Consider the following 13644-nt stretch of genomic DNA (forward strand, 5'->3'; position numbering starts at 1 on the left):
CCCCTCCCCCCAGCGAAAGGGCGCCTCACCGTGAGTACTGACACCGCCCCCACCCTCATGGAACGCAACACCATCGGCCCCATCCCCGCCGCCGAACGCACCGGATCGGCCCGCGGCGTGTTCGGCATCTGGCTAGGCGTCAACATGCTGCCGCTGACCGTCGTGACCGGCGCCCTCGGCACCACCCTGTTCCACCTGCCGTTCGCCTGGGCGCTGGCCGCCGTCGTCATCGGCAACATCGTCGGCGGCGTGTTCATGGCCCTGCACGCCTCCCAGGGCCCGCAGCTCGGCGTGCCGCAGATGATCCAGGCCCGCGGCCAGTTCGGCACGAAGGGCGCCGCGCTGATCGTGCTCGTCGCGACGGTCATGTTCATGGGCTTCTACATCTCCAACCTCGTGGTCGGCGCCCAGTCGCTGATCGGGGTGTTCCCCGGACTCGGCACGCCCGCCGTGATCGTGGGGGCGGCCGTGCTCAGCATGGCCGGCACCGTGATCGGGCTGCGGCTGATCAAGGCGATCATCACGGTCAGCGCCGTCGTCATCGGCGTGCTGGTCGTGGTGGCGTTCGGCTGGATCCTCGTCTCCGGCGTGCCCGACGGGGCGCTGAGCGCGGGCGAGTTCACCGTCACCGGGTTCGTCTCGATGATCGCCGTCGGCGCCGTCTGGCAGATCGCCTACGCCCCCTACGTCTCCGACTACTCCCGCTACCTGCCCGCCGGCTCCGGGGCGCGCGCCGCCTTCTGGGCCACCTACGGCGGCACGGTCCTCAGCTCGGTGCTCGTCATGGCGCTCGGCTGCCTGGTCGGCGCCGCGGCCACGAACGAGGACGTCGTCGGCGGCCTCGCCTCGCTGACCGGCGGCCTGGCGACGGTCATGCTGATCGCCTTCGCGCTGACCTCCGCCCTCGGCAACGCGGGCAACGTCTACTGCGCGACACTGAACGCACTGACCCTGATCGAGACCTTCCGCAGCGGCTGGCTGCCCGGCCTGCGGGGCCGGCTGGTCACGGCGGCGATCCTGCACGCGCTCGGGGTGGTGGTGGCCCTGGTGTCCACCGAAGGGTTCATCGCCTCGTTCACCGGCTTCATCACGATCCTGCTTTACGTGCTGATCCCGTGGTCGGCCATCAACCTCGTCGACTACTTCGTGGTCAGGAAGGGGCACTACGACGTGAACGCGTTCTTCGCCGCAGACGGCGGCCCCTACGGGAGGTGGAACATGCCCGCGCTGGTGATCTACGGGATCGGGCTGCTGGTGCAGATCCCGTTCATGGTGCTGCCCATGTTCACCGGCCCGGTCGCCGCCGCGGTCGGCGGCATCGACCTGGCCTGGCTGGTGGGCCTGGCCGTGTCCGGCGGCGCGTACCTGCTGGTCGCCCGCCGCGCCGCGACGCGCGCGGCCGAGCCCGCCGTGGCGGCCGCCTGATGAACCACGACACGATCATCGTCAACGCCCAGGTGCACTCCGCCGGGCCGGGCATCACCTCGGTGGCCGTCGCCGGTGGCCGCATCGCGGCGGTCGCGCCCGAGCCGCTGCACCGGCTCGCCGGGCCGCGAACCGAGATCATCGACGCCGGCGGCGCGACCCTGCTCCCGGGCTTCACCGACGCGCACGTGCACCCGCTCGCCGCCGGCGTGCAGTTGCTGACCTGCGACCTGTCCCGCCTGCCGCACTCGCCCGACGAGTACCGCGCCACCATCGGCGGCTACGCCGCGGCCCATCCGGAGCTGGAGTGGATCAGCGGCAACGGCTGGTACGGCGACACCTTCCCCGGCGGCCTGCCCGACCGGGCCTTCCTCGACGAGCTGGTGCCCGACCGGCCCGCGGCGTTCATCAGCCACGACGGTCACGGCGTCTGGGCCAACAGCCGGGCCCTGGAACGCGCCGGGATCGACGACCGCACGCCCGACCCGGTCAACGGCCGCATCAACAGGGACGCGTCCGGCTCCGCGACCGGGATCCTCGTGGAACGGGCCGGCGACCTCGTCACCGACCTGCTGCCGCCCGTCACCGGCGAATTCGCCGAGCGGGCCGTGCTCGCGGCCCAGCGGCACCTGCACGCGATGGGGATCACCGGCTGGCAGGACGCCTGCGTCGGCCCGCTGTGGGGCCTGCCCGACCCGCTGCCCACGTACCTGAGCCTGGCCGCCGACGACAGGCTCACCGCCCGCGTCGTCGGCGCGCTGTGGTGGGAGGCCAGGGAAGGCCTCGCCCAACTGGAGTCGCTCGAACAGCGGCGGGAGACCAGCACGATCGGGCGTTTCCGCGCGACGTCGGTCAAGGTGATGCAGGACGGGGTCTGCGAGAACTGCACGGGAGCCATGCTGGAGCCGTACTCGGGCGGCCGGCACCACGGCACTCCGTCGGGCCTGTCGTTCATCGACCCGGAGGAACTGCGCGAGATCTGCCGCGAGCTGGACCGCCGGCGCTTCCAGATCCACCTGCACGCCGTCGGTGACCGCGCCGTACGGGAGTGCCTGGACGCGCTGGAGTCCGCCCGGCAGGCCGGCCCTGACCAGGACAACCGCCACCAGATCGCCCACCTCGACGTGGTGCACCCCGCCGACGTGCCCCGCTTCGCCTCCCTCGGCGTGATCGCCAACCTCCAGGCCCTGTGGGCCCGCCGCGACAAGGAGATCGTGGAACGCAAGCTGCCGCTGCTCGGCCGCGACCGCGAACCGCACCACTTCCCGTTCGGCGCGCTGCACCGGGCGGGCGCGCGGCTGGCGATGGGCAGCGACTGGCCGGTCACCGACCCGAACCCGCTGTGGGCGATCTACACCGCGGCGACCCGCCTCGGCCCGCCGCAGGATCCGCACGCCGTCGGCGACGGGGTCCTGACCGAGCCGCTCGAACCGGCTCAGGCGCTCGACCTGCGGGTGGCGCTGGACGCCTACACCGCGGGCTCCGCCTACGCCAACCACGCCGAGCACGAGGCGGGCACGATCGCGGCAGGGCACCGGGCCGACCTGGTGCTGCTCGACCGGCCCATCCTCGCCGACCTCCAGGAGGTCAGCGCGGCCAGGCCGGTCCTGACGCTGGTGGACGGGCAGGCCGTGCACCGCGAGGACTGAGCGGCGGACGAGACACCCGATGGGGTGTCTCGTCCGCGATCCTCATCCGGCCGGCGTTCCGCCTTCGACGCCGCCGACCTCGTCGAACCCGTCAGCGCCCGCGACATCCCCGACCCCGCGCAGGAAACGCTGCCGCCGGATTTGGGCGTGACCGGCAAGATCATGCCTGATTTTTCGGCCGCTCAACGTACGTGCGCGCTGCGGTGGCTGGCCGTCCTGTGGAAGCAGCGGGCTACGCGCCGAGCCGAGTTCGACCGGCAACACCGCCGCACCGCCCGACCACTGCGAGCCCGCCACAGCGATCGGTAGCCTCGATGGCCGGGCCGATCGATCCGCCGGGGTCGGATACCTCGACCGGCTCCGCCGCGCCTGGCCGTCACCGCCCGGCGACCCCTTCCAATCGGCGCTGACGCTGCGCAACCTTGGTGCCGTCGCCGCCAACTTCCTGGATGCCGAGCCGAGCGCCGGATACTCGCCGGGGTCATCGAGAGCCGCGAGGAGCGTCGCCGCCATGAAGCGGTGCTTGGAGTCCCGCTCGCCGTGTGCCGACTTAACGGCACTGGTGACGATGTCCTCCTGTGCCGGTCGCCGTGTCTACCAGCACTTCGAGATCAGGTCTGGCAGGACCTGCGTGTAGGTGGCGAGGTCGCGCCGTCCTAACGGTCGCCTGTCGGGCGGGCGTACACGTTGCCGTTGGAGCTGCCGGCGTAGACGAAGCCGCCCGCCACGACCGGGTTGGTCTCGACCGTGCCGCCGGTCCGGAACGCCGACCGCACCGCGCCGGTGGCGGCGTCGAGGGTGTGCAGCGTGCCCTCGCGGTCGGCGACGTGCACGAGCCCGTGCGCCGCCACGGGGCCCGACTGGTGGCCCTTGCCGAGGGGCAGGCGCCGGCGCACGCCGCCGGTGGCGGCGTCGAGGGCGTAGAGCGTGCGGTCGGGGCCGGCGGTGAACACGAGCCCGCTCGCCACGGCGGCGGTCCACCTGTAGAGGGGCTGGTAGCCCTCGGCCCGGAAGTCCCAGAGGCGTTTGCCGGTGGCGGCGTCGAACGCGTACGTGGCGCCGTGGTCGTCGCCGGCGTACACGGTGCCGGCGGCCACCACCGGGGGGAAGGCGACGGCTCCGGGGACCCGCGCGCTCCAGCGGGCCTCGCCGGAGCCGGCGTCCACGGCGTGCACGCCGCCGCCGGTGCTCACGGCGTAGACGGTCGCGCCGGACCGTACGAGCTGGACGCGGTCCGTCTTCCCGCCTGCTCGGAAGCGCCACCGCTCGGCCCCGGTGGCGGGGGCCAGCGCGTACAGCACGCCGTGGCCGCTGCCGGCGAGGACGACGTCGCCGGTCACCACGGGGTCGGTATTGAGCATCGGGCCGCTCGGCTGGAAGGACCAGAGCCGCTCGCCGCCGGCGCCGAAGGTGACGAGTGCGGCCGTCGCGGACCAGGCGGGCCGCCTGGTCCAGAGGTGGAGGCGGCCGTTCGCGGCCACGAGGTCGCCGGAGGCGGAGGTCCCGCGGCTCCACCTCGGGCGGCCGGTGGCCGCGTCCAGGGCCACGACGCGGCCGGCGCCGGCCACGTACACGATGCCGTCCGCAACCGCGTGGCCGTCCATGTCGGCTCCGCCCGCCCGGGAGCGCCAGCGCACCGCGCCGGTGGCGGCGTCCAGCGCGGACACCGTGCCACCGCTGTCGGCGGCGTGGACGACGCCGCCCGCCACCACCGGATCCGTACGGATCGCCGCGTCGGCCGGGAAGCTCCACCCGCGCTCGGGCGCGGGGACGGGCGCGCGGACGCCTGGCCGGTACCGGGCGAGCAGGTTGTCGCGCAGCAGCGGGGAGATGATCCGCACCGCCTGCCTGGAGGACGAGGTCAGGCGGGCGATGACGCGGCCCGCGAGGATGGTCGTCGCGCCGTGGAGGCCGTTCGGCCGGTGCACGGTGTAGGTCAGAAAACCCGGGGCCTCGGTCGTGGGGTCGATCTCGCCGGTCCGCCTGACGGCTGCCGTCGCGGCGGTGTAGAGCCGGTGCGCCTGCGCCTCCGACGGCGCCACCCAGTCCACGGACAGCGTGATCACCGCGCCGTCGTCGGTAGGCGGTATCCAGTCGCACGTCGCCGTGCCGTCGGGACCGCGCGCCGCGCGGTAGCCCGCCGCGAAAGCCGCCAGGTCGCGGCCGGTCAGCAGGGCGCAGGCGTCCGGCCAGGCGATCTCCAGCCGGGCCGGACCGTGGACCAGCCGGTACGCGGTGAGCCGCCCGCCCCCCGGGACGGTGCTGTGCACGAAGGCCAGCCCCCCGCTCGCCCCGGCCAGGGACACCAGGTCGGCGGGCAGGTCGATCGGCAGCCCGCCGAGCCGCCCGGTCCGGGGGTCCACGGAGATCAGGTGGGCGGGCAGCGGCCAGGAGCCGTCCAGCCCGGCGCCGCCGTGCCGGCCCGCCGCGGGATGGGGTCCCGCGTACAGCAGCGGGCTCCGCGGGCCCGGGTGCGTGACCTGGACGGCCTGCGGGCCGGTGGACAGCAGGCGTCCGCCGGGGCCGCAGAAGAAGTCGTCGCCGCCCGCCGTGGCGTGCACGTACCCGTCGGCGTTGGCCCTGATCCGCAGCGGCGGGTGCGCGCCCTTCACGGAGTTCGTCGACGGCAGCGGGCGTGCCCAGTCCTGCCGCAGGGTACGCGCGTCGATCGAGGACAGCCGCAGCTCGTCGTCCGCGCAGTGGCTGAGCAGCGTCACCGATCGGGCGGTCGCGGCGCCGGTCAGCGCGCAGCCGCCCGGCCGGGTCGCCTGTGCCGTGACCGTGCCGGTCCGCAGGTCCAGGGACTGGAGACGGACGGGATCGGTCACCCGCTCGGCCACCACGACGCCGCGTCCTGTCACCATGATCCGCGGCCCGTGGTAGGAGCCGACCTCGTCCGTCCGGGCCTCCGGATCGGCGAGGGTGATCGTGCGCCGCCACAGCAGCGCGCCCGTGGCCAGGTCATGCCCGGCCAGGACCCGCTCGCCCGCCGCCTGCCTGGCGACGACGAGGACGCCGGCCGCGGCCCAGACACCCCCGACGGGGGCCGGATCGGCGGGAAGCGCGTGCCGGAGCGCACCCGTGCGGGCGTCGTGGATCCGCACGCCGCCCTCCCGCGTCGCCACGGCGACCGCCTGCCCGGACACGGCATGCCCCTGCGCCTGCAGGAAGGGCTCGAACTCGGTCTCCGCGGGCACCGACCACACCGCCCGCCACTCGACGGGGACGCGCGGCACCCCGGTCACGGCCGCGGCCGGGCAGGCCGCCAGGACGACCGCGCACAGGAGCGCCATCGACCGGCGCCGGCGCGCGGTCAGCACTGCCCGGCCTTCGCGAGCTTCTCCTCGATCGAGCACGCCTCGCTCCTGGAGATCGGCTGCCAGCCGCCGAGCGGGGAGAACGTGTAGTAGGACTGGTACGTCCCGGAGGTGCCGGTCACCCGGAACGGCACCCCGCCCGGCCCCCGGACCGTCACCTGCTCGGTCCGGTCCCCCGCGAGCACGGTGACCGCCAGGTCGAACGCGTAGGACGCGGCCCTGCCCACGACGGTCATGGAGAGCGTGACCCGCTCGTCCCGCTTCAGGTCGATCTGTTTCCTCCTGAAGTAGGGGACGTCCGGATCCTTCGCCGTGGTGAAGCGGGGCGCGGGCCGGTCGAGGTCGGCGGCCAGCTCGATGGTCCCGGCCTCGCCGGCGGGTGTGTGGACCAGCAGCGCGCCGTCCCAGACGGGCTCGCGCGCCAGGACGCGCGGCTGGATGTCGACGACGCGCAGGCTGCTGCGGTTGCCGACGAGCACCACGGTGACGTCGGCGGTCTCGAGCGGCGCCCAGTCGTGGCGGGCCAGCATCGTCTCGCGCCGCGTGCCGGACGCGCTGCCCAGCAGGACCGCCCGGTCCGCGTGGTCGGTCACCGGACGGCGCAGGGCGGTGTCGCGGCCGGCGTACTCCACGGCCACGTGACCGACCTCGACCGGCGGCTCGCCGCCGAGGCGATCGACGGTGTCGGCGCCGCGGGCGTTGAACCAGGCGGTGAACACGACACCGACGGCCGCGACGATCACGGCGCTGAGGATGCCCGCCAGCCACGTCCGCGCGGCCTTCCAGCCTCCGGCCTCCTCGGCCGGGGCGGCGGGTGCCGCACGCTTGTTCCTGCGCCCCTTGGCCATGCGACGTCCCTTTGTGAACGGCTGACGGAAACTGATTCATAGCTCATCCGCGCCCGCTTCGCCGGGCAGTTGACCGACTCTTTCCCCAAGGCTCCGGGAACTGCCGCCACGGCGCGGGCAACGGCTGGAGAGGGCGGCGCCCGGCCCGCATGCGTACCAGGCACCGGAGTGGGGTCAACCGGCTGCGGTACGGCGCCGCGGGCGTACCGCACGGGTTGTAGCGGCGGTCATCCGAACGAGTGATGAGTGACGTGGCCGGTCGCGGCTACCATGCGCTGATGCGCGCAGAGGTGTTGTCGTCTCTGCGACGGCTCGCCGTGATGAACCCTTTCCTCACCGATCTGCTGTTCAGTGTCGTGGTCGCCGGCGTCACCCTGACGTTCGGCCTCGTCCTGGGCGACGGCTCGGCCGATCCGGGCCACGCGCGCCGCCCGATGGATCCGGCCGGCGTGGCACTGACCCTGGTCGCCAGCCTCGCGCTGGCGTGGCGGCGGCCTGCCCCGGTCACCGTGCTGATGATCTGCTGCGCCTCGGCGATCGTCTTCCACGCGGCCGGTTACGACGCCCGGCTCAACGGGGTGGTGCCGCTGCTGGCGCTCTACACCGTGGCGGCCGGGCGAGCGCCCGCCGTGTCCGTCGCGTGCGTGCCGGCCCCGCTCGCCTCCTCGTGGCACGCGGCGTTCCTCGGACCGGCGGAGTTTCTCTGGCCGAACCTCGCGCAGGCGGGCGTCATGGTGGCCGTCTCGTGGACGTTCGGCAACAGCACCAGGATGCTGGTCGAGCGCAACAGCCGGCTCGCCGGTCTCAGCGAGCGGCTGCGCCACGAGCAGGAGGACAGGGCGCGGCGCGCGGTCGCCGAGGAGCGGAGGCGCATCGCCCGCGAGCTGCACGACGTGGTGGCCCACCGCCCGCGGCCCCGGTCAGCGCGCTGGAGCGCGGCCTGGCCGACCTGTGGCTGCGGACCCACGGCGCAGATGACCTCGCAGGGGCGGCGCATGCCGCGGGACTCGGTCGAGGTGATGACCGAGAGCTGGCTGTGGGAGCGCCTGTGATCGCGACGTTGTCCTTGCTGATGCGCAGACGCCTGGGCTGCCGTTCCGGTGCCGTGGGGAGCGGCTCCTACAGCAGGCCGCATTCGGGGCAGCGCCACGGCTCGCCGCCGGTCGTGCCGGATGAGCCGCCCTGGTGGTCGCTCAAGGCGCCGCTCCCTCCTTCGCAGCCGCCGCGACCGGGGAGCCGAGGCGGGTGGCGTGGCTGGGTGGGTGGCCGTACTGGCGGCGGTACTCGCGGCTGAACTGGGAGGGGCTGTCGTAGCCGACGCGGTGCGCGACGCCCGTGACGTCGCCGGGGTGGGCGGCCAGCAGGAGCCGGGCCTGCTGGAGGCGCAGCTGCTTCTGGAACTGGATGGGGGTCAGCGCCGTGACGGTCTGGAAGTGGCGGTGGAACGCCGACGGGCTCATGCCGGCCAGCCGCGCCAGGTCCTCCACGCGGAAGGGCTCGGCGTAGTGGTCCTGGATCCAGCGGACGGCCCTGGCCACGTGGCTGAGGCTGCTGCCGGCCAGGCCGAGCTGGCGTACGGCGGCGCCCTGCTCCCCGGTGAGCAGCCGCCACAGGATCTCGCGTTTGACCAGCGGCGCCAGCACCGCCTGGTCGCGGGGCCTGTCCAGCAGGCGGACCAGGCGGGTGAGCGCGTCGAGGAGGTCGGCCGTCATGGTGGCGACGGTGAGGCCGGGCAGCGCTCCCGCCCCTGGGCGGGGCAGGTCGGCGGTGGCGGGGTGCAGAAGGAGGTCGGCGACGGCGGCCGGCTCCAGGGCGAGCGCCAGCCCGAGCGCGGGGCGCCCGGGTTCGACGTCGAAGAAGTGGCCGGTGACGGGCAGGTCGATGGCGGCCACGAGGTAGTCGCCGGGACGGTATTCGAGGACCCGGTCGCCCACCGCGAGCCGCTTGGCGCCCTGGGCGAGGACCGCCAGCACGGTGCCGGTCATCGAGGATGCGGGCGGCCCGGGCCGCTCGATCTGCGCGATGTAGAGGCCGTCGATGGCGGTGCTCTGCTCGGGCCGGACGTGCCGGGCCAGCGCCGCGTGGAGCTCGTCGAATCTCAGCGATTCCACCATAAGCAGGATTATGCAAGAGTGAAGCAGGTTTGTTCTACCGGAAGCCCAGTGCGGGACGGTGAAATGGGATTACCCCGACCGGTGAGAAATCACCACAGGAGGGGGATCGTGCATAGCCGTTCTAAGGAAGAGGAACACTGTCGTGAAGGTCCGCTACGGGTTCAACGCTACCTTGACCGCCAAGCCCGGCCAGGGGGAGCGGCTGGCCGGGCTGCTGCTGACCGGCCTGGACGAGGGCAGCCCGGCCGCGAGCGAGCACTGCATGGTCTATCTCGTCTGCCGGTCGGCGTCCGACCCCGACGTCGTCCACGTGGCCGAGGGCTGGACCAGCGAGGAGGAGCACCACCGGGTCTTCGCGGGCGAGGCCGCGCAGGCGCTCGTCGCCCAGGTCCAGGAGCTCGTCGCCGCGGAGTCCCCGTACACCGACTACGTGCCGGTCGGCGGCAAGGCCGCGTTCTGAGATTCGAGAGGAACCGTTCATGTCACCCCTTGCCCGCCCCGCCCTCGACCCCGAGCTGAACGCCCTGCTCGCCGACGTGCCGCTCGTCCCGCGGATCACCCCGCAGCTGCTCACCCAGCTGCGCGGCATGCCCTCGACGCCGGTCGAATCCCTGCTGGAGGGCCGCGCCGTCGACCGCCGCGAGATCACCGTGCCAGCCCCTGACGGCGCCGGGATCCCGATGACGGTCCTCGCCCCGGCCGGCGCCGGTCCCGCGGCCCCGTGCGTGTACTGGATGCACGGCGGCGGCATGATCATGGGGGATCGGTTCTCGCAGCTCGACATTCCCCTCGAATGGCTCGACCTGCTCGGCGCCGTCGTGGTCACCGTGGACTACCGGCTCGCGCCCGAGGCCGGCGGCGCCACCCCCGTCGAGGACTGCTACCGGGGCCTGCTGTGGATCGCCGACCACGCCGGCGACCTCGGCATCGACCCGGGCCGCGTCGTCGTGGCGGGCGCCAGCGCCGGCGGCGGCCTGGCCGCGGGCGTCACACTCATGGCCCGCGACCGCGGCACGCCGCCGATCGCCGCCCAGGTGCTGATCTGCCCCATGCTCGACCACCGCAACACCACCACCTCCAGCCGCCAGTACGCCGGCGAGCCCGGCGTGTGGACCCGCGAGAGCAACGAGTTCGCCTGGAACGCCATGCTCGGCGGCCTCTACGGCGACGGGGTTCCCGGCTACGTCTCGCCCGCCACGGCCGAGGACCTGTCGGGCCTGCCGACCACGTACATCGACGCGGGGTCCGCCGAGGTCTTCCGCGACGAGGACGTGGAGTACGCCACCCGGATCTGGGGCGCGGGCGGGCAGGCCGAGCTGCACGTCTGGGCGGGCGGCTTTCACGGCTTCGACGCCCTCTTCCCGCGGGCCGCCCTGTCGGCCGCCGCCCGCGAGACCCGTACCGGGTGGCTCGCCCGCACCCTGGACGCCGGATGAAGACCGGTTCCAAGAGCAGGCACCGCCGCCCCGGCGGACCGGGGTCAGGCGCGCGGGGCGACCGGGGCCGGCAGGCCCGCCCCGAACAGGCGGGCGTCCACCTCGTTGAGCGCCAGGCGCAGCGGCCCAGGGCGACGCTCTCGGCGCCCAGCGTGGAGGCGCGGATCTCGGGGACGCGCAGGCAGGTGCGGCCCAGCTCGCGGGCCAGCTGGTCGAGGATGAGGTCGGCCGATCGGGAGAAGCCGCCGCCGAGGACGACCGGGCCGGGGGTGAGCACCAGGGCGGCGGTGCCGGCGGCCAGGTCGCGGGTGTAGCGGCGGACGGCGGTCCGTGGCGGTGGCTGCCGGACTGGACGTCCGCGACGACACGGCGACCGGTGCGCGTCCCGGCGCACGCCCGGCCCACCTGGCGCACCGGCTCGCCGACGCCCTGCGCGGCCGCCGGCTGCTGCTTGTGCTGGACAACTGCGAACGCCTCATCGAACCGGTCGCCGAGCTGGTGGACCTGCTCCTGCGGGCCGCCCCCGGCCTGCGGGTGCTGACGACCGGCCAGGAGTCGCTGGCGATCCCAGGAGAGGCGCTGTACGCGTTGCCGCCACTGGAGCTTCCAGTGGCCGGCGCAGACCCGGCGCAGGCCGGCTCCGGACAGCTGTTCGTAGCCCGTGCCGCCGCCGCGCCCGGGTTCGTGCTGGACGAGGCCGGCGCGCCCTCGGTGGCGGTGATCTGCCGCAGGCTGGACGGCCTGCCGCTGGCGCTGGAACTGGCCGCCGCCCGAGTACGCGCGCTGGGGGTGCCGGGGGTGGCCGACCGGCTGGACGACCGCTTCCGCCTGCTCACCGTCTCGGGCCGGGACGGCCCGCCCGCCGGCAGACGCTGCGCTCGGCGATCGACTGGAGCTGGGAGCAGCTCACCGAGCAGCAGCGGCTGATCCTGCTCCGGCTGGCCGTCCACCCGGGAGGCTGCACGCTGGAGGCGGCCGGGGCGGTGTGCGCGGGCCCCGGACTGGACCCTGCAGTGGACCCCGCGCGGACCTCGCCGACCTGCTGGGCCAGCTCGTGACCAGGTCGATGGCCGAGTCCTCCGGCGGGATCCGCTACCGGCCGCTGGAGTCGATCGCCGCCTTCTGCCTCGACCGGCTCGCCGGCGACGACCCCGTCTTCCAGCGCCGCGACCGGTACTACACCGAGCCGGCCGAACAGGTCAGGCCGCACCTGCACGGTCCCGCACAGCGCCAAGGGCTGGACCGCCTGGACGGTGAGACGCCCAACTTGCGGGCCGCGCTTGAGCACGCCACCGACTCCGCGCTCGCACTGCGCCTGGTCGACGCCTGGCGTGGTACTGGTATCTGCGTGGCCGGCACCGCGAGGCCCGCGCCTGTCTCGCAGCGGCCCTGGCGCTGCCCGGCGCGGAGTCCTCCAGGACGGCGGTATGGGAGGCCGGGTTCGCCCTGCTGACCGGGGATCGGGACGGGTCCCGGGAGCCGCACGAGCGGGGGATGCGCCTGGCGGCCGAGCTCGGCTTCATCGCCGAGCTGCGCGGCGACCTCGCGGCGGCCAGGTCGCTGCATCTGCAGGGACTGGCCGCGGCCCGCGAGGTCGGGGACCCTCGTGCCATCGCCCTGGCTCGGGAAGGGCTGGCCGAGGTCGCGGCCGAGGGCACCTGCGAGGAGGCGGCGGCCCTGCTGGGGGAGGCTACCGCACTCAGGGAGCCGGTCGGCGCCCCCTGCCGCCCGCCGAACGCGGCGACGTCGGCCGGATCGCCGCCGCGGTCCGCGCCGGACTGGGCGAGGAGGCGGCCGTGCGCCGATCCCCAGCCGATCGTGCGCGCATTCCGTCAGGGTCGTACCGTCACCCACTGATGGAGGAGCAACCATGCGCGCCCTGACCTTCAACCCGGACCTCTCCCCCAGCGTCGTGCCCGATCCCGTACCCACGCGCTCCCAGGCGCTGGTGAAGGTGGCGGCCTTCTCACTGAACTTCGGGGAGATCGCCTACCGAAGCGCGAACCCCGACCCTGGGAACGTCCCGGGCTGGGACACCGCCGGGGTGGTCGTCCAGGCCGCCGCCGACGGTTCAGGGCCTGCCGCCGGTACCCGCGTGGTCACTTTCGGCTGGTCGGGGGCCTGGGCGGAGCTGCGCGCCGTGGACACCGCTGAGCTGGCCGTCGTTCCCGAGACCGTCGACCTGGGGACGGCGAGTGCGTTGCCGGTCGCCGGGGTCACGGCGCTGCAGGCTCTCCGCCGACTCGGCCCGGTGGCGGGCCGCCGCGTCCTGGTCACCGGGGCGTCCGGCGGCGTCGGCCGCTTCGCCGTACAGCTCGCCGCCCGTGCGGGAGCGCATGTCGTCGCCTCCGCCGGCAGCCCCGCCCGCGCGCAGGGACTGCGGGAGCTGGGCGCCACGGAGATCGTCATTGGCCCGGAGAACCTGGTGGGCCGGGTGTACGGCGTGCTGGACACCGTGGGCGGGCGGCAGCTCGCGCAGGCGTTCTATCAGCTGGAGGACGACGGCGTGGTGATGGCCATCGGACGGGCGGCCCGCGAGCCCGCGGTCATCGACTTCGAGTTGGCGGGCACACGATCGGCGCGGGGCCGGATCGAGAACTTCAACGTGACCACGCCGTTCGGCCCGGACCTTGCCCACCTCGTCGGACTGCTGGCGGCCGGCGAGCTGGACGCTCAGGTCGGCTGGCGCGGGCCGTGGGACAAGGTGTCGGAGGCCGCCGATGCCCTGCTGGCTCGCCGCGTCACCGGAAAAGCGGTCCTTGATGTTTGACCCGCCGATCGTTCGCAGCGCCAACGGCTGTTCCTGGTTCCGACCCGTACCAGGACGGGATCATCGGGCCGGCCTGGCCACCGCC

At 74.2% G+C, this 13644-nt stretch carries 14 protein-coding genes; 10 read left to right on the top strand and 4 right to left on the bottom strand.

Going from position 1 to position 13644, the window contains the following annotated elements; all coding sequences use genetic code 11:
- Nucleotides 1-30: 30 nt before the first annotated feature.
- Both HD597_RS26120 and HD597_RS26125 read left to right on the top strand, forming a co-directional pair.
- Entirely contained in the window at nt 31-1425 is a 1395-nt protein-coding gene (locus HD597_RS26120; protein WP_253745356.1) for a purine-cytosine permease family protein, read from the top strand.
- Nucleotides 1425-3074 carry an amidohydrolase gene (locus HD597_RS26125; RefSeq protein WP_253745357.1) on the top strand — a complete coding sequence of 550 codons (1650 nt, stop codon included), beginning with the start codon at nt 1425-1427 and terminating at the stop codon, nt 3072-3074. The genes HD597_RS26120 and HD597_RS26125 overlap by 1 nt, the downstream gene beginning before the upstream one ends.
- A 42-nt stretch (nt 3075-3116) precedes the next feature.
- On the opposite strand, the gene HD597_RS26130 is transcribed toward HD597_RS26125, so the two are convergent.
- From HD597_RS26130 to HD597_RS26140, 3 genes are all read right to left on the bottom strand, one after another.
- Nucleotides 3117-3587 (bottom strand): hypothetical protein, encoded by a 471-nt coding sequence (locus HD597_RS26130; RefSeq protein WP_253745358.1) that lies wholly within the window; start codon nt 3585-3587, stop codon nt 3117-3119.
- A gap of 143 nt (nt 3588-3730) precedes the next feature.
- The gene (locus tag HD597_RS26135; protein ID WP_253745359.1) at nt 3731-6430 is read right to left on the bottom strand and encodes an outer membrane protein assembly factor BamB family protein; all 2700 of its coding nucleotides are present in this window, start codon (nt 6428-6430) and stop codon (nt 3731-3733) included.
- Nucleotides 6388-7239, bottom strand: coding sequence for a hypothetical protein (locus HD597_RS26140; RefSeq protein ID WP_253745360.1), 852 nt, complete (start codon nt 7237-7239; stop codon nt 6388-6390). Before HD597_RS26140 ends, HD597_RS26135 begins: the two co-directional genes overlap by 43 nt.
- 278 nt (nt 7240-7517) lie before the next feature.
- Here HD597_RS26140 and HD597_RS26145 point away from each other — a divergent pair, with 278 nt between their 5' ends.
- Entirely contained in the window at nt 7518-8291 is a 774-nt protein-coding gene (locus tag HD597_RS26145) for a DUF7134 domain-containing protein (RefSeq protein WP_253745361.1), read from the top strand.
- Nucleotides 8292-8432: 141 nt separating this feature from the next.
- On the opposite strand, the gene HD597_RS26150 is transcribed toward HD597_RS26145, so the two are convergent.
- Nucleotides 8433-9353, bottom strand: a complete 921-nt coding sequence (locus tag HD597_RS26150) for an AraC family transcriptional regulator (protein ID WP_253745362.1) — start codon at nt 9351-9353, stop codon at nt 8433-8435.
- 142 nt (nt 9354-9495) lie between these two features.
- Between HD597_RS26150 and HD597_RS26155 the strand changes: the two genes are divergently transcribed.
- From HD597_RS26155 to HD597_RS26185, 7 genes are all read left to right on the top strand, one after another.
- The gene (locus tag HD597_RS26155; RefSeq protein WP_253745363.1) at nt 9496-9813 is read left to right on the top strand and encodes a putative quinol monooxygenase; all 318 of its coding nucleotides are present in this window, start codon (nt 9496-9498) and stop codon (nt 9811-9813) included.
- 19 nt (nt 9814-9832) lie between these two features.
- Nucleotides 9833-10789, top strand: coding sequence for an alpha/beta hydrolase (locus tag HD597_RS26160; RefSeq protein ID WP_253745364.1), 957 nt, complete (start codon nt 9833-9835; stop codon nt 10787-10789).
- Nucleotides 10786-11103 carry a hypothetical protein gene (locus tag HD597_RS26165; protein ID WP_253745365.1) on the top strand — a complete coding sequence of 106 codons (318 nt, stop codon included), beginning with the start codon at nt 10786-10788 and terminating at the stop codon, nt 11101-11103. Before HD597_RS26160 ends, HD597_RS26165 begins: the two co-directional genes overlap by 4 nt.
- A gap of 22 nt (nt 11104-11125) precedes the next feature.
- A complete protein-coding gene (locus HD597_RS26170) occupies nt 11126-11716 on the top strand; it encodes a hypothetical protein (protein ID WP_253745366.1) in 591 nt (196 codons plus the stop codon).
- 127 nt (nt 11717-11843) lie between these two features.
- Nucleotides 11844-12242, top strand: coding sequence for a hypothetical protein (locus HD597_RS26175; protein ID WP_253745367.1), 399 nt, complete (start codon nt 11844-11846; stop codon nt 12240-12242).
- A 41-nt stretch (nt 12243-12283) separates the two neighbouring features.
- Nucleotides 12284-12646 carry a hypothetical protein gene (locus HD597_RS26180; protein WP_253745368.1) on the top strand — a complete coding sequence of 121 codons (363 nt, stop codon included), beginning with the start codon at nt 12284-12286 and terminating at the stop codon, nt 12644-12646.
- Between the two features lie 13 nt (nt 12647-12659).
- Nucleotides 12660-13559 (top strand): zinc-binding dehydrogenase, encoded by a 900-nt coding sequence (locus HD597_RS26185; RefSeq protein ID WP_253745369.1) that lies wholly within the window; start codon nt 12660-12662, stop codon nt 13557-13559.
- The last annotated feature ends 85 nt before the right edge of the window (nt 13560-13644 follow it).

It is taken from the genome of Nonomuraea thailandensis (assembly GCF_024172165.1).
Classification (GTDB): Bacteria; Actinomycetota; Actinomycetes; order Streptosporangiales; family Streptosporangiaceae; genus Nonomuraea; species Nonomuraea thailandensis.

Bases quoted from the DNA above. Each gene is read 5' to 3' on its own strand.
- HD597_RS26125 (WP_253745357.1), top strand. From the start codon at position 1,425: ATGAACCACGACACGATCATCGTCAACGCCCAGGTGCACTCCGCCGGG.
- HD597_RS26130 (WP_253745358.1), bottom strand. From the start codon at position 3,587: ATGGCGGCGACGCTCCTCGCGGCTCTCGATGACCCCGGCGAGTATCCG.
- HD597_RS26140 (WP_253745360.1), bottom strand. From the start codon at position 7,239: ATGGCCAAGGGGCGCAGGAACAAGCGTGCGGCACCCGCCGCCCCGGCC.
- HD597_RS26145 (WP_253745361.1), top strand. From the start codon at position 7,518: ATGCGCGCAGAGGTGTTGTCGTCTCTGCGACGGCTCGCCGTGATGAAC.
- HD597_RS26150 (WP_253745362.1), bottom strand. From the start codon at position 9,353: ATGGTGGAATCGCTGAGATTCGACGAGCTCCACGCGGCGCTGGCCCGG.
- HD597_RS26160 (WP_253745364.1), top strand. From the start codon at position 9,833: ATGTCACCCCTTGCCCGCCCCGCCCTCGACCCCGAGCTGAACGCCCTG.
- HD597_RS26165 (WP_253745365.1), top strand. From the start codon at position 10,786: ATGAAGACCGGTTCCAAGAGCAGGCACCGCCGCCCCGGCGGACCGGGG.
- HD597_RS26180 (WP_253745368.1), top strand. From the start codon at position 12,284: ATGCGCCTGGCGGCCGAGCTCGGCTTCATCGCCGAGCTGCGCGGCGAC.
- HD597_RS26185 (WP_253745369.1), top strand. From the start codon at position 12,660: ATGCGCGCCCTGACCTTCAACCCGGACCTCTCCCCCAGCGTCGTGCCC.